The sequence below is a fragment of the Micromonospora sp. A202 genome, from assembly GCF_006715105.1.
Lineage (GTDB): Bacteria > Actinomycetota > Actinomycetes > Mycobacteriales > Micromonosporaceae > Micromonospora > Micromonospora zamorensis.
Window position 1 is genome coordinate 4,471,017 of the sequence record NZ_VFMP01000001.1, and the last position, 14,035, is coordinate 4,485,051.

The window sequence follows — 14,035 nt, forward strand, 5'->3', positions numbered from 1 at the left end:
CTCCGCGCGTAGCTTCATCCACGCGGCCGCCCTCCAGGCGGCCGCCGGATCTCCCGGCCGGATGGCCGCCTCAACGGCGGCGCCCAGCCCGACGGAGACCCCGATGACCCACCTGACCGACCTGATCGCCGCCATCGCCAGCGGTGTCGACCCTGGTCCCTTCGCCCTGCTACTCCGTGAGGGCGCGGACGAGCTGGAGCTGTTCACCGGCCCGGTCGACACTGTCGAACGGCTCGCGGACATCCCGCTGACGCCGGGCGCACCCGGTGCGCAGACGCTGGCCCTGGTGCCGTTCCGGCAGATCTCCGAACGCGGCTTCGCCTGCGTCGACGACGGCGCCCCGCTGGAATGCCTGCAGGTCCGCGACCATCGACGGATCGCCCTGGCCGACGCCCTGGCAATCCTGCCCGACGAGCAGGTCCGCACTATCGACGCGGCCTTCGACATCACCGACGAGGAGTACGCACGGACCGTGCACCGGGTGCTCGCCGAGGAGATCGGCCACGGCGAGGGCGCCAACTTCGTCATCCACCGCACCATGCGCGCCACCGTTCAGGGCCCACCGCTGATGGCGGCGCTGGCCGCGCTGCGCCGGTTGCTGGTCGCCGAACGCGGCGCGTACTGGACGTTCGTGGTGCACACCGGCACCCGGACGATGGTCGGCGCGAGCCCGGAACGACACGTCAGCGTCGACGACGGCCTGGTCATGATGAACCCGATCAGCGGCACCTTCCGGCGCGCGGGTGACACCCCGGACCGGGAGGCGCTGCTGCGGTTCCTCGACGACCCGAAGGAGGTCGAGGAGCTGTACATGGTGCTCGACGAGGAGCTGAAGATGATGGCCACCGTCGCCGAGCACGGCGGCCAGGTGATCGGCCCGTACCTGAAGGAGATGTCGCACCTGGCGCACACCGAGTACCTGCTCGCCGGGCGGGGCACCCGGGACGTGCGGGAGGTGCTGCGCGAGACGATGTTCGCCCCCACCGTGACGGGCAGCCCGATGGAGAACGCCTGCCGGGTGATCGCCCGACACGAGCGCCGGGGCCGCGGCTACTACTCCGGCGTGCTGGCCCTGCTCGGCCACGACGAGGCCGGCCGACAGACGCTCGACGCCCCGATCCTGATCCGCACCGCGGAGATCTCCCCCACCGGCCGGCTGCGGGTCCCGGTGGGTGCCACCCTGGTCCGGCACTCGACGGCAGCCGGTGAGGTGGCCGAGACGCACGCCAAGGCCGCCGGTGTGCTGGCCGCCCTCGGCCTCGGGCCGGCGGCACCCGATCGTGGGAGCGAGCCGGTCGCGCGGCTGGCCGACGACCCCGCGGTACGCGACGCGCTGGCCATGCGCAACGCACCGCTGGCGCGGTTCTGGTTGGACCAGCGGGCACCGGACGCACCCGGGCTGCCCGGTTTGGTGGGCCGTCAGGCGTTGATCGTGGACGCCGAGGACACCTTCACCGGCATGCTGGCCCACCAGCTGGGCGCGTTGGGTCTCGCGGTGACCACCCGACCGTGGCACGCGAGCGGCTCGGTCGACGGGTACGACCTGGTGGTGGCCGGTCCCGGGCCGGGTGACCCGGGCAGCACCGACGAGCCGAAGATGGTGGCGCTGCGGGAGCTGCTGGGCGGGCTGCTGGCGACCGGCCGACCCACCCTCGCCGTCTGCCTCGGCCACCAGGTGCTGGCCGGTCAGTTGGGGCTGCCGCTGCACCGCAGGGACGCGCCCTACCAGGGGTTGCAGCGGGAGGTGCCGCTGTTCGGCACAACCCGGCGGGTGGGGTTCTACTCGACGTTCACCGCCCGCGCGGAGGCGGACCGGCTGGACACGGCGTACGGGCCGGTGGAGTTGGCCCGGGATCCGGGTGACGGGGCCGTGCACGCCCTCCGGGGACGCGGCTTCGCCGGGGTGCAGTTTCACCCCGAGTCGGTGCTCAGCCCGGACGGGCTCGCCGTGCTGACCGAGTTGCTGACCGATCTGCTGCCGGCACCGCGCGCCGACGAGCTGTCCACCACCGGCGGGCGCGCATAGTCGCTCCGCCGGAGGGTAGGGCTGGAACGACCGGTGGCACGGACGGGCCGAGAGCCCCCGCCCGCGCCACCGGTCGTTTCCGCCGTCAGCCGGCCATGCCCGCCTTCAGCGCGGTGCCCAGCAGCACCGCACGCCGCGCGGTGAGCGCACAGGCGCCAAGCGCCACGGCGTCCGGGGCGATCTCCCCGTTGTTGCTCGTGTGCGAAGCGCCGTACGGGTTGCCGGCGATGAACTGGCTGGTGTCGGTGTAGCCGGGGGTGACCACGACACCGCCCCAGTGGTAGAAGACGTTGAAGAGCGAGGTCAGCGTGGTCTCCTGCCCGCCGTGCGAGGTCGCCGTGGAGGTGAAGGCGGAGTAGACCTTGTTGGCCAGCGCTCCCTGCGCCCACAGCGGGCCAGTGGTGTCGATGAACTGCTTGAGCTGGGCCGCGACCATGCCGTACCGGGTGGGCGCCCCCATGATCACCACGTCGGCCCAGGACAGGTCGTCGACCATCGCCTCGGGCACGTCCTGGGTCTCCAGACGGTGCGCCTGCCAGCCGGAGTTGGAGCGGATCGCCTCGTCCGGCGCCAGCTCACGCACCTTGCGCAGGCGCACCTCGGCGCCGGCCTCCCCGGCGGCCTCGCAGGCCGCCTGAGCCATCTGGTACGTGATGCCGGTGGCGCTGTAGTAGATCACCGCTACCTTGGTCTGGGCAGCCATCAGATGTTCCCCTATCTCGTCTCGGGTCAGCTCTCGCGACTACCCGTCGCGCGCGATCTCTAACGGCTGCGCCCGGACGATCCCACCCGCCGATCGGCGGGGCTCAATTTTTCCGCAACTTCCCGGTGGTTTTCGCCCTGCGCCCCGCATCGACGACGATCCTGATGCCATCGGTGCCGGCGGGAACCAGCCGCCGCCCCGCACCGGGCACCTGAACGGGGGATCGCGCTCCGCCACCAACGACGCTGGCGTAGCGCGATCAGGGGCCGTCCAGCGTGCTCACACCGGATGGCGGACGCGCTCAGTGGACCAGGGCCGCCATCAGCCGGTCCAGCTCGGCCGCCGGGTCAGCGGTGAGCCCGGTGTGCACCGGCCCGGTCTGGATCATCGTGCTGCGCGGAGCCGCCAGCCAGTGGAACCGCTCGCCGAGTCGCATCCGGGTCGCCGGCCCGTCGCCGGCGCACGTCCGGTTCAGGGAGTCGAGCACCGCGGCCACCGCCGGCAGGTCCACGTCGGGTGCCAGTGCGCGGACCCGGTCGGCGTCGAGGTGCGTGCGCGCCGCCAGGAAGTCACGTTGCTGGCAGTAGAGCAACAGCCCGACGTTGATCTGCTCGCCGCGCTCGATGCGGGGCACCAGCCGGATCAGCGCGTACTCGAAGGGATGCCTCATGCGGCGCTCCCCTGCGGCAGCCAGTCGGCAGTGCGGGCGACCCGGCGGGACAGGTGCTCCAGGTACGCGGCCCGTGCGGCGTCGGCCGTCTCGAAATCGGCAGCGGTCAGCCAGTCCGCTGGCACCAGGGCGAGCACTTCGGTGAGCAGCTCCGGGGTGACCCGGGGGGCCAGCTCGGCGTCGGCCTCGGCCAACAGTGACGCGTACGGGGCGAGCACGTGGTCCTCAGCTCGGTAGGCCCGGTGCACTGCCGCCTGGGCCCGGGGCCAGTTGTGGTGGAAGTACAGCGAGGCCCCGTGGTCGATCAACCACAGCTCCCGGTGCCAGACCAGCAGGTTCGGGTTACGCCAACTCCGGTCGACGTTCTCCACGTACGCGTCGAACCAGAGCACCCGGGAGGCCAGCGCCGCGTCGACGGGATGCGCCATCGGGTCGAAGCCGAGCGCCCCGGGCAGGAAGTCCATCCCCAGGTTGGCGCCGCCGCTGTTGCGCAGCAGCTCCTGCACCTCCTGGTCGGGCTCGGCCCGCCCGATGACCGGGTCGATGTCGAGCACCACCAGCGGGGGCACCCGCAGCTCCAGGCGGCGGGCCAGCTCACCGCAGATCACCTCGGCGATCAGCGCCTTGGGCCCCTGGCCGGCGCCTCGGAACTTCGCCACGTACGTGCCCAGGTCGTCGGCCTCCACGACGCCAGGCAGCGACCCACCCTCGCGCAGCGGGGTGACGTAGCGGATCGCGGTGACCTGGCGGAGCACGACGCCCACCCTACTGGGACCGGTTGCCCGGCCCGCACCGATGAGCGCGATACCTCTGAGTCATAAAAATGCCTCACAGTCATCACGCTCACCGGTGCGTGCCCGCCGAAGCGGGTGGGTCAGTCGAGCTTGTCGCGTAGGTCGTCGACCTGCTGTTGGAGGCGGTCCACCGCGCTGTCGTTGTTGACGAAGGTGGTGATGCCCGCGGCGAGGCCCAGGCCGATCAGGACGGCCAGGATGCTCAACACGAGGCCGCCGATGGCCACGCCCCGGCCGGTCACCCCGGGCCGGCGGGCCATCTTCAACCCGACGATGCCGAGGATGATGCCGATGATGCCGAGCACCAGCCCGATCCAGGCGAGGATGGCGGTCAGCACGCTGAGCAGGCCGGCCACCCCGAAGACCAGAGCGAAGGTGGCGGCCGCGCTGGTCTTGGCGGCGGTGGTGGGCGCCCGGTGGGTCCGCGACCCGGCCGGTTCGCTTGCGGCAGTCATGGGACTCCCTTCCGTACGCGCGGCGCGCGCACTTCCGGGTGACCGCCTTCCCACTGCCTGGGCCGTTATGCCAGCCCAGCCGGGCCATCGCCGCAGGCCCACTGTCGGTCGGGTGCCCTAACCTGGCGCAACCACCTGCGGGGAAGGGAGTCCGATGACCAGGGAGCTGACGGCGTCCGAGGCACTCGATCTGCGGATGACGAGTCTGCTGCTACGCCCGCACCCGAGCATCCGGCCCGGCGACGTCGCCGGGGTGGTCCAGTGGTTCGGCGCGATGCAGGCGCAGGATCTGGCGAGCGGTCTGTGGTCGTTGGGCGCGCGGCTGCCCGGGCAGAGCGTCGTCGACGTGCAGGCGGCGCTGGAGCGACGCGAGGCACTACGCACCTGGCCGATGCGGGGCACCGTTCACCTCGTCCCTCCCGCCGACGCCCGCTGGATGCTGGAGCTGACCGGCGTACGCTCGCTGGCTGGCGCGGCGACCCGGCGCGCGCAGCTCGGGCTCACCGAGACCGACGCGGACCGGGCGGTGGACGTCCTCGGCAGCGCTCTGGCCGGTGGCGGCCGGCTCACCCGCGCGCAGTGCCTCGCCGCCCTGCGCGCCGCCGGCATCGGGACCGACGGCCAGCGCGGCTACCACCTGCTGTGGTACGCGAGTGTCCGCGGGGTGACCTGCGTGGCACCGAACCTGGGCACCGAACAGACCTTCGCGCTGCTGGACGAGTGGGCGCCCGAGTCACGCCACCTGGAACGGGACGAGGCGCTGGCCCTGCTCGCCCACCGCTACGTCCGCGGGCACGGGCCGGTCACCGCCCGCGAGTTCGCCGGCTGGACCGGCCTCACCCTGACCGACGCGCGGCGCGGCCTGGCCGCCGCCGATGACCTGCTGAGCACGGTACGGGTCGACGGCGAGCCGATGCACGTCGACGCGGCGCTGGCCGACACCGCGCCTCCCCCGCTGGACGACATGATCGTGCTGCCGGGCTTTGACGAATACCTGCTCGGCTACCGGGACCGGTCGTTGATGCTCGACCCCGCGCACCAGGCGGCCGTGGTGCCCGGCAACAACGGCATCTTCCAGGCCACAGTGGTCCGCTCCGGGCGGGTGGTGGGCGTGTGGAAGCGCAAGGTCGCCCGCGCAGCGGTCACCGTGACGGTCCAGCCGCTGACGACGCTCGACGCCGCGGCGCGGGCTCGGGTGGAGCAGGCGCTCGGGCAGTACGCGGACTTCCTTGGGCTGCCTCCCCGCTTCGACTGGCTGACCTGACCGCGCCGCGTCAATCCTCGGTCGGCGCCCTGTTGTCCCGTCGTGGGCGGGCGGTGCTGAGCAGGTCGACGATCCGGGTCACCCGAGGATCCGAGGGGATCTCCGCAACGGTTTTCGGCAGTGGCAGCCGCCAGTTCGGATACTCGTCCACAGTGCCCGGCATGTTGGGTTGGCGCACCTCGCCCAGCACGTCGTAGAGGGAGACGCCGAGCAACCGGGTCGGGCTGGCCGCGAGCGCGGCGTGCATCGCCACCACCACCTCGCCGTCGTCGGGTGTCGGAGCCGCACCGGGCGACGCTGGCTCGGCGGTCGGCGCCGGGTCGGGCAGCAGGCTCTCGGCACGCAGCATGTCCAGCAGCCGCTCCCGGTCGGTGGCGGCCCGGGCCTGCTCCACCGCCACGTCGGTGCCGAGCAGCTTCAACTCGTCGCGCACCCGGACGTGCTCGCCGGTCAGAAAACCCGGCGCGGTGGGCAGGTCGTGTGTGGAGATCGTGGCGAGGGCGTTGCGCGGCCAACGGGCCGGCGGGACGAAGCCGCCGTCGTCGTCGCGAGCGAACCACAGCACTGTCGAGCCGAGCATGTTGCGCCCGCGCAGCCCACGGGTCACCGCGGGTTGGACGGTGCCGAGATCCTCCCCGACCACCACCGCGCCGGCCCGGTGCGCCTCCAGCGCGAGGATGCCGAGCATCGCCTCGGCGTCGTAGCGCACGTAGGTGCCCTCGGCCGCGCCGGCGCCCGGTGGCACCCACCACAGCCGCCACAAGCCGGCGACGTGGTCGACCCGCAGGCCACCCGCGTGTCGCAGGGTCCGGCGCAGCATGTCCCGGTAGGCCGCGTACCCGGTGGCGGCGAGCCGGTCGGGACGCCAGGCGGCGAGCCCCCAGTCCTGGCCGAGCTGGTTGAAGTCGTCCGGCGGCGCGCCGACGCGCACACCCTGGGCCAGCACGTCGGCGAGCTGCCAGCCGTCCGCGCCTCCGGGGTCGATGCCGACGGCCAGGTCGTGCACCACGCCGACCGGCATTCCGGCTGCCCCGGCAGCCGCCGTCACGGCGTCCAGTTGCTCGTCACACAGGTGCTGCAACCAGGCGTGGAAGGCCACCCGGTCGGCGAGCTGCCGACGCTGCTCGGCGACCGCCGGGGCGTCCGGGTGGTGCAGGTCCTCCGGCCAGGCACGCCAGTCGTTGCCGTGCCGCTCGGCGAGCGCGCACCAGGTGGCGAAGCTGGCCAGCGCCGGGTCCGCGGCAAGGTCGACCGGCTGGGCGTACGGGTGCAGCAGCTCCAGGGCGTGCCGCTTGGCGGCCCACACCTGGTCGTAGTCGATCAGATCCCCACGGTCGGGGCGCAGGGCGTCGACCACCGCCCGGGTGGCCGGGTCCGCCGCACGGTACGCGGCGGTGTCACTGACCCGCAGGTACAGCGGGTTGACGAAACGTCGACTGGCGGGCGAATAGGGCGAGGCGGCGACCGGGTGCGCCGGCCCGACCGCGTGCAGCGGGTTGAGCAGCACCAGCCCCGCGCCCGTGTCACCGGCCCAACCGGTGAACTCGGCGAGATCGCCGAGGTCGCCCATGCCCCACGAGCGTTCCGAGGTGAGCGCGTAGAGCTGGAGCATCCAACCCCAGGTGCGTGGCGGCACCGGCAGCCGACGGGGCACCACCACCAGCGTCGCCTCGCGGCCGGCGCAGGCCAACCGGTGCCAGCCCAACGGCAGGTCCCCCGGCAGCTCGCTGTCGACCGCGCGACGGCCGCCGTCCTCAAGGGTGACGACACCCGGGCCGGGCAGTGCCCGGGTGGTGCCGTGGGCGAGCACCACCGCCTCCGGCAGTGCGCCCCGGTCGACGGCACGGGCGGCGGTGAGCGCGTCGGCGATGGCGGCCGGGCTGGTGGCGTCCACACCGAGCAGCCCGAGCACGCCCACCACGGTCTCCGATGCGACCTCGACACGGCGGTGCCGCCAGTCCTCGTACCAGGTGGACACGCCGTGCGCGTTCGCCAGCGCGGCCAGTCGTCGGTTCATCCCGCCCCCCGCCTCACGACTCGACCTCCGACCACCTTGCCACGACCGGACGCGCGGCGCAGGACACGCTGAGGGCCGGCGGGCGAACCCGCCGGCCCACCTCGCTGGACGCTGTCAGTCGTCGAGCGCCCCCGCCGCCCGACCGTCGCGCAGGGTCAGGTTGCGCCCGGTGGCCGGATCGAACAGGTGAATCTTCTCAAGGTTGAACCAGACCCGTCGCGACTGCCCCTCGGCGACCGCCGACTCCGCGGACAGCCGGGTCACCAGGTTGCCGCCACCTCCGGCGAAGTCGGCGGCACCGGCGTCGGCGGCCAACTCCTCCAACTCGGCGGCGCTGGCCTTCTCGCCCTCCACGGTGAAGTAGACGTACTTGTCCGAGCCCATCGACTCGACGATGTCCACCGGCGCCTCGAACTCCATGCCCCGGCGACGGGTGTCGTCGTCGACCAGCTCGGCGTCCTCGAAGTGCTCGGGGCGGATGCCGAGGATCAGCTCGCGGGGCGCGTCGGCCGACTCCAGTTCCCGACGGACCCGGTCGCCGATCGGCACGTCACCCAGGGCGGTGTGCAGGCTGCCGTCCTGCACGGCGGCGTGCAGGAAGTTCATCGACGGCGAGCCGATGAACCCGGCGACGAACAGGTTCCGCGGGTGGTCGTACAGCTCCTGCGGTGGCCCGACCTGCTGCACCGCGCCACCGCGCATGATCACCACGCGGTCGCCGAGGGTCATCGCCTCGGTCTGGTCGTGGGTGACGTAGACGGTGGTGGTGCCGAGCTGCTTCTGCAACCGGGACACCACAGTGCGCATCTGCACCCGCAGCTTGGCGTCGAGGTTGGACAGCGGCTCGTCCATCAGGAACGCCTTGGGCTGGCGGACGATCGCACGACCCATCGCGACCCGCTGGCGCTGACCGCCGGAGAGGTTGGCCGGCTTGCGGTCCAGCAGGGAGGTCAGCTCCAGCACCTTCGCCGCCTCGTCGACCTTCCGGTTGATGGTCTCCTTGTCCATCTTCGCCAGCCGCAGCGGGAACGCCATGTTCTCCCGCACTGTCATGTTCGGGTACAGCGCGTACGACTGGAACACCATGGCGATGTCCCGGTCCCGGGGCGCCTTGTCGTTGACCCGCTGCCCGGCGATGCGCAGCTCACCGGAGCTGATGTCCTCCAACCCGGCGATCATGTTGAGGGTGGTGGACTTTCCGCAGCCCGAGGGGCCGACCAGGATCACGAACTCGCCGTCGGCGATCTCCAGGTCGACGTCCTGCACGGCGACGGTCCCGTCCGGGAAACTCTTGCTCACCTTGTCCAGCACGATGTCAGCCATGACTACTCACCTATCCCTTGACTGCGCCGGAGGTCAGACCGGACACGATGCGGCGCTGGAAGAAGAGAACGAACAGGATGATCGGAACGGTGATCACCACGGCGGCGGCGCAGATCGCCCCGGTGGGGTCCTCGAACTGCGACTCGCCGGTGAAGAACGACAGGGCGACCGGCACCGTACGGGCGCGTTCGGTGGAGGTCAGCGTGATGGCGAACAGGAAGTCGTTCCAGCAGAAGATGAAGACCAGAATCGCCGTGGTGAACAACCCGGGCGCGGCCAGCGGCGCGATCACCCGCCGGAACGCCTGCCCCTGCGTGGCCCCGTCCATCTTCGCGGCCTTCTCCAGGTCCCACGGGATCTGCTTGAAGAACGCCGACAGCGTGTAGATCGCCAGCGGCAGCGCGAAGGTGATGTACGGCAGGATCAGCCCGGGCCAGGTGTCGAAGAGGCCGAGTTGCCGCTCGATCTCGAACAGCGGCGACACCAGCGACACCTGCGGGAACATCGCGATCAGCAGGGAGACGCCGACCAGCAGCTTCTTGCCCGGGAAGTCCAGTCGGCTGATCGCGTACGCGGCCATCGCCCCGAGCACCACCGCGATCAGCGTGGCGATCAGCGCGATGCCGATGGAGTTGACCAGGGCCCGGACGAACTGGTCGGTGTCGAAGATGGTCTTGTAGTTGTCCAGCGTCCACTCCCGGGGGATGACCTTCCCGTCGGTGAGGGTGGCCGGCGTCTTGAACGACAACGACGCGATCCACAGCACCGGGACGAGCGCGAAGACGACCACCAGGACGTCCAGCAGCCCCCAGCGCACCTTCGCCCGGGTGGTGGTTTCGGTACCGGTGGCCATGTCAGCGCCTCTCCCCGTCGTCGCTGCCCGGGGCAGCGGTGCCGAACAGCTTCACGAAGACGAAGGCGATGATCGCCACGGTGATGAAGATCAGCACCGACATCGTCGAGCCGATGCCGAGGTTGAGGCCCCGGATCAGGTTGTTGTAGGCGAGCATCGACACCGAGGACGTCTCGTTGCCGCCGGCGGTCAGCACGAAGATGTTGTCGAAGACCCGGAACGCGTCCAGGGTGCGGAACAGCAGCGCGACCAGGATCGCCGGCTTCATCACCGGCAACATGACCTTGGTGAACTTCTGCCAGGCGGTCGCGCCGTCGGTCGAGGCAGCCTTGAGGAGGTCCTCCGGCACCAGCGCCAGCCCGGCCATCAGCAGCAGCGCCATGAACGGGGTGGTCTTCCAGATCTCCGCCAGCATGATGATCGCCAAGGAGCTGGCCCGCTCGGTGAGCGGCGCGCCGTCGCTGAACAGGTTGGCCAGGTAGCCGGTCTCCGGCGTCCAGGCGTACCGCCAGGAGAACGCGGCGACCACGGTGACGATCCCGTAGGGAATGAGCGCCGAGGTCCGGACCAGGCCGCGCCCGATCAGGGTGCGGTGCATGATGATCGCCAGGCCCATGCCGAGCACCAGCTCGACCGCCACGGTGACCACCGTGATCAACGCCGTCACCCCGAACGCGGTCCACCAGAACTCGTTGGTGAGCACAGTGACGTAGTTCTCCAGCCCGATGAACTCGCGCTGGTCGGGAAAGCGCAGGTCGAAACGCTGCAACGACAACCAGACCGAATAGATGATCGGGTACGCGGTCACCAGGACCATGACCAACGCGGCGGGTGCGCAGAGAAGCAGACCCAACCGGCGTTCGGCCTTCTTGTTCTCACTCAACGGCCCCTTGCCACGGCCGCCGCGTTGCTTCGGGACGGTGGCGGGCCGGCCTGCGGACCGGTCGGTCTCCTCGGCGGCGACATCAGCGCCGGTCGGTGTGGCGTTGATACTCACGGGGCCACCTTCCTTCGCGACTGCGGGGCTCGCAGGAACGGCTCACTCCTCGCGCTCACGGCAGCACCCCCTTCGACTCGAGGGCATCGGCGATGGCGCCACGCAGCTCGTCGGCGGTCTTCTGCGCGTTGATCGCCGACGGTGGCGACAGGATCGCCGACATCACTGTGGAGATGCTCTGGTAGGCGGGGGTCAACGGCCGGGTGGCCGGGTCCTTCAGCTCCTCCAGGATGGTGTCCTTCATCGGGTACGCCTCGGTCATCTCCGGCTCGTCGTAGACGGCTTCGATAGTGGGGGGCACACCGTCGTTGATGGCGGAGAACTTCTGGTGCTCGGCGCTGCGGATGCACCGGGCCGCCTCGAAGGACATCTCCGGGTGCTTGGAGTAGGAGCTGACCGCCAGGTTGACCCCACCGATGGTGACCTTGCTGGGGGTGCCCTCGTCGATGCCGGGGATCCGCGCCCAGCCGACCTGCTTGGCCAGCTCCGGGTTGGCCTCCTGCATGGCCGGGTAGACGAACGGCCAGTTCACCTGGAACGCGCCCGAACCGGACTGGAACTCCAACCGGACCGGGTCCTCGGTGGCGTTGCTGAACGACGGCGAGGTCACGCCCGACGTGGCGAACTTTTTCAACTGCTCCAACGCCCGCACCGTGCCGTCGTCCATCACGGCCTGCTTACCGTCGTCGCTGACGATCTTCCCGCCGGCACTCTCGGCCAGGGTGTTGTAGAGGACGACAAGACCCTCGTACTGGGCGCCCATGGTGAGCACCCGGTACGGCTTGTCCTGGTCCTTGAGCTGCTGGGCCGCGCTGATCATCTGGTCCCAGGTGGTCGGCGGCTGCGGCACGAGGTCCTTGCGGTACCAGAGCAACTGCACGTTGGTGTTCTTCGGTGCCGCGTACAGCTTGTCCTCGTAGCGGGCGGTGTCCAGCGGCCCGGCGAGGGTGCCCTGCTCGACCTCGGCCTTGTCCTGGCCGGTCCACTCGCGGATCCAGTCGGCGCTGGCGAACTCCTGGGTCCAGGTGACGTCCAGGCCGAGCAGGTCCATGCCGCTGTCCTCGGCGGCCAGCCGGCGCACCATCTGCACCCGCTGGTCGTCGGCCTGCCGGGGCAGCACCCGGTAGGCGATCTCGTAGCGCCCCTGGGCCTGCGCGTTGCAGTCGTCGACGACCTTCTGGAGGTTCTGCTCCGGCGGGTAGTACAGGTTGAGCGTCGGTGGGCCACCAGCGTCGTCGGCGCCGCACGCGGCCAGCGGTGCGACCAGCGCCAGCGTGGCAGCCGCCGCCCCAAGCCGAACAATCGGCCGGCGTCGGTGTCGAGCCGTTTCGGGGTCCGTCATCGCCCTCCCCCTCTCTTCGGCGAAAACCGGGGAGGGGCCATCCGTGCCCCGGCGCACGGCGAGACGATTCCGGGCCAGTGAGCTGCGGAAACACCCCGACCCGGATGCTCCGTGCGGCTACTCTGCCCCACCTGCGGAGTCGCGAAACCTGGCTGTCACACCGAGAGTGCGCACAGCGACCGGCCCTGTATGCCCTGCGCCCCGACACCGCTCATGATCGACTCGGCCGCCCTGAACGGACCGCCGGGCGTGATCGACTCGGCTTCCTGGACTGACCGCCCTACCAGCGCACGATCAACTCGCCTTCCTGAAAGTCGCGCTATCAGCGCGCCAGAGAACCCCGCCTTTCAGAAAAGCGAGTCGATCACACGCTGAGACGGCGGGCCTGCCTGACGGCAGAAGGCGCAAGAGTATGACAGGTGTATGCTGCGCGTATGACAGAGCCTCAGCGCCGCTTCACGATCTCCGTTCCCCCGGACGTGAGTCAGATCCTGGAGAGCCAGGGCAACCGCATGGCCAGTGCCTACGTCACCGAGTCGGTACGTCGGCGCAGGCGGGTGGAGCAGCACAAGGAGTTGTTGCTCGCCGCCGGCATTCACGTCACTGAGCAGGGTGTCGCGGAGTCTCGGGCCCGCCGCCTGGGCGTCGAGGCCGAATGGTCCTCGGAGCGGTTCGAGGCGGAGCGCGCCAAGATCCGCGCCGCCATGGAGGCCGAGATGAACGGCGACGACACTGCGCCCCGCGCCGACGCCGCATGACATCAGAGACAACACCACCTGTCCGGCTCATCCTGGACCGGTCGGCCCTGCTGGGATACGCCGTCCTCCGGACGGTGCACGTGGGCGAGCCCGTCCACGAGGTGATTGAGGACGGCGTGCGGTTCGGGGTGCCGGTGGTGGCAGCGACCGAGGCGTTGACCATGGCGGCCGGCAAGGACCTGGCCCTGCTGCACAAGCTGCTGGCCCTGACTTCCTGCGCGTTGCTGCCCGAGCGGGCGGAGGATCTACCGGAGCTGACCTTCTGGCAGCGTAGGACCCGCCGTTTCGACCTTGCAGCGGCCGCCGTTGCGGGCCTGACCCACGATGCCGCGGTGCTCACCGGCGAGGGGCCCGGATACTCCGACGGGGTGCCTCTGATCCACTTTCCGGGATGAACAACGGCGGGCCGAGCGTCAGCCCCGGGCCCTGGCCCAGGAGAGGAAGCGCTCGGTCATCCTGGTCGGTGGATGATCCGGGTGGAGTTGGGTGAGCTGGTTCGTCGCCTCGTGCATCAGAGTGCCGAGGTAGATCAGCAGTGCGGTCCGGTTGGCCCGGTACTCCGTCAGCAGAGCGAGCTTGGCCGGTTGGCAGGGCCACTCGGTGCCACAGTTCCGGCACCGCCAGAGCGGGCGCATGGCGACGTGCGGGACGGGCGGCCGGACCACCATCACCGCCACCGCGCCGAGGGCTGCTGGACTATCGGGGTGAGCACAACGACCTCCTCGGGGACGGGGAAGGGGCCGCTCCCGCAAGGGGGAAACGGGAGCGACCCCGGAGGGCAGGGCCCGCCGCCGCCATTCCGGCCACCGGCGGACCCGCCACTGGTGACAGTG

The 14,035-nt window shown here is 70.9% G+C and carries 14 protein-coding genes; 4 read left to right on the top strand and 10 right to left on the bottom strand.

What is annotated here, in order from left to right; genetic code table 11:
- Nucleotides 1–103 precede the first annotated feature (103 nt).
- Nucleotides 104–2,026: an anthranilate synthase family protein gene (locus FBZ33_RS20550; protein ID WP_141910335.1), complete on the top strand. Its 1,923-nt coding sequence runs from the start codon at nt 104–106 to the stop codon at nt 2,024–2,026.
- Nucleotides 2,027–2,111: 85 nt separating this feature from the next.
- Here FBZ33_RS20550 and wrbA read toward each other — a convergent pair whose 3' ends face one another.
- From wrbA to FBZ33_RS20570, 4 genes are all read right to left on the bottom strand, one after another.
- The gene (gene wrbA / locus FBZ33_RS20555) at nt 2,112–2,729 is read right to left on the bottom strand and encodes an NAD(P)H:quinone oxidoreductase (protein WP_088949114.1); all 618 of its coding nucleotides are present in this window, start codon (nt 2,727–2,729) and stop codon (nt 2,112–2,114) included.
- A gap of 301 nt (nt 2,730–3,030) precedes the next feature.
- Nucleotides 3,031–3,399, bottom strand: coding sequence for a DUF3037 domain-containing protein (locus tag FBZ33_RS20560; RefSeq protein WP_141910336.1), 369 nt, complete (start codon nt 3,397–3,399; stop codon nt 3,031–3,033).
- Complete coding sequence (locus FBZ33_RS20565; protein WP_141910337.1) at nt 3,396–4,154, bottom strand: HipA family kinase; 759 nt, start codon at nt 4,152–4,154, stop codon at nt 3,396–3,398. Before FBZ33_RS20565 ends, FBZ33_RS20560 begins: the two co-directional genes overlap by 4 nt.
- Nucleotides 4,155–4,273: 119 nt before the next feature.
- A complete protein-coding gene (locus FBZ33_RS20570; RefSeq protein ID WP_141910338.1) occupies nt 4,274–4,648 on the bottom strand; it encodes a hypothetical protein in 375 nt (124 codons plus the stop codon).
- 154 nt (nt 4,649–4,802) lie between these two features.
- Here FBZ33_RS20570 and FBZ33_RS20575 point away from each other — a divergent pair, with 154 nt between their 5' ends.
- The gene (locus FBZ33_RS20575; RefSeq protein ID WP_141910339.1) at nt 4,803–5,912 is read left to right on the top strand and encodes a winged helix DNA-binding domain-containing protein; all 1,110 of its coding nucleotides are present in this window, start codon (nt 4,803–4,805) and stop codon (nt 5,910–5,912) included.
- Between the two features lie 10 nt (nt 5,913–5,922).
- Here FBZ33_RS20575 and malQ read toward each other — a convergent pair whose 3' ends face one another.
- The 5 genes from malQ to FBZ33_RS20600 form a co-directional block, all read right to left on the bottom strand.
- Nucleotides 5,923–7,929 carry a 4-alpha-glucanotransferase gene (gene malQ, locus FBZ33_RS20580; protein WP_141910340.1) on the bottom strand — a complete coding sequence of 669 codons (2,007 nt, stop codon included), beginning with the start codon at nt 7,927–7,929 and terminating at the stop codon, nt 5,923–5,925.
- A gap of 114 nt (nt 7,930–8,043) precedes the next feature.
- On the bottom strand, nt 8,044–9,252 hold the full coding sequence (locus tag FBZ33_RS20585) for an ABC transporter ATP-binding protein (protein WP_141910341.1): 1,209 nt from the start codon (nt 9,250–9,252) through the stop codon (nt 8,044–8,046).
- A 10-nt stretch (nt 9,253–9,262) separates the two neighbouring features.
- On the bottom strand, nt 9,263–10,105 hold the full coding sequence (locus tag FBZ33_RS20590) for a carbohydrate ABC transporter permease (protein WP_141910342.1): 843 nt from the start codon (nt 10,103–10,105) through the stop codon (nt 9,263–9,265).
- 1 nt (nt 10,106) lies between these two features.
- Complete coding sequence (locus FBZ33_RS20595; RefSeq protein WP_099855593.1) at nt 10,107–11,102, bottom strand: carbohydrate ABC transporter permease; 996 nt, start codon at nt 11,100–11,102, stop codon at nt 10,107–10,109.
- Nucleotides 11,103–11,157: 55 nt separating this feature from the next.
- Entirely contained in the window at nt 11,158–12,444 is a 1,287-nt protein-coding gene (locus tag FBZ33_RS20600) for an ABC transporter substrate-binding protein (protein ID WP_141910343.1), read from the bottom strand.
- A gap of 434 nt (nt 12,445–12,878) precedes the next feature.
- On the opposite strand from FBZ33_RS20600, the gene FBZ33_RS20605 reads away from it, so the two are divergent.
- Both FBZ33_RS20605 and FBZ33_RS20610 read left to right on the top strand, forming a co-directional pair.
- Complete coding sequence (locus tag FBZ33_RS20605) at nt 12,879–13,202, top strand: hypothetical protein (protein ID WP_141910344.1); 324 nt, start codon at nt 12,879–12,881, stop codon at nt 13,200–13,202.
- A complete protein-coding gene (locus tag FBZ33_RS20610; protein WP_141910345.1) occupies nt 13,199–13,597 on the top strand; it encodes a hypothetical protein in 399 nt (132 codons plus the stop codon). The genes FBZ33_RS20605 and FBZ33_RS20610 overlap by 4 nt, the downstream gene beginning before the upstream one ends.
- A gap of 18 nt (nt 13,598–13,615) precedes the next feature.
- On the opposite strand, the gene FBZ33_RS20615 is transcribed toward FBZ33_RS20610, so the two are convergent.
- Entirely contained in the window at nt 13,616–13,870 is a 255-nt protein-coding gene (locus FBZ33_RS20615) for a flavin reductase (protein WP_141910346.1), read from the bottom strand.
- Nucleotides 13,871–14,035: the final 165 nt, after the last annotated feature.

What these genes read in the sequence shown, in the direction of transcription:
- FBZ33_RS20550 (WP_141910335.1), top strand. Translation starts at nt 104, where the DNA reads ATGACCCACCTGACCGACCTGATCGCCGCCATCGCCAGCGGTGTCGAC.
- FBZ33_RS20590 (WP_141910342.1), bottom strand. Translation starts at nt 10,105, where the DNA reads ATGGCCACCGGTACCGAAACCACCACCCGGGCGAAGGTGCGCTGGGGG.
- FBZ33_RS20610 (WP_141910345.1), top strand. Translation starts at nt 13,199, where the DNA reads ATGACATCAGAGACAACACCACCTGTCCGGCTCATCCTGGACCGGTCG.
- FBZ33_RS20585 (WP_141910341.1), bottom strand. Translation starts at nt 9,252, where the DNA reads ATGGCTGACATCGTGCTGGACAAGGTGAGCAAGAGTTTCCCGGACGGG.
- FBZ33_RS20615 (WP_141910346.1), bottom strand. Translation starts at nt 13,870, where the DNA reads ATGGTGGTCCGGCCGCCCGTCCCGCACGTCGCCATGCGCCCGCTCTGG.
- FBZ33_RS20600 (WP_141910343.1), bottom strand. Translation starts at nt 12,444, where the DNA reads ATGACGGACCCCGAAACGGCTCGACACCGACGCCGGCCGATTGTTCGG.
- wrbA (WP_088949114.1), bottom strand. Translation starts at nt 2,729, where the DNA reads ATGGCTGCCCAGACCAAGGTAGCGGTGATCTACTACAGCGCCACCGGC.
- FBZ33_RS20605 (WP_141910344.1), top strand. Translation starts at nt 12,879, where the DNA reads ATGACAGAGCCTCAGCGCCGCTTCACGATCTCCGTTCCCCCGGACGTG.
- malQ (WP_141910340.1), bottom strand. Translation starts at nt 7,929, where the DNA reads ATGAACCGACGACTGGCCGCGCTGGCGAACGCGCACGGCGTGTCCACC.
- FBZ33_RS20560 (WP_141910336.1), bottom strand. Translation starts at nt 3,399, where the DNA reads ATGAGGCATCCCTTCGAGTACGCGCTGATCCGGCTGGTGCCCCGCATC.
- FBZ33_RS20570 (WP_141910338.1), bottom strand. Translation starts at nt 4,648, where the DNA reads ATGACTGCCGCAAGCGAACCGGCCGGGTCGCGGACCCACCGGGCGCCC.
- FBZ33_RS20575 (WP_141910339.1), top strand. Translation starts at nt 4,803, where the DNA reads ATGACCAGGGAGCTGACGGCGTCCGAGGCACTCGATCTGCGGATGACG.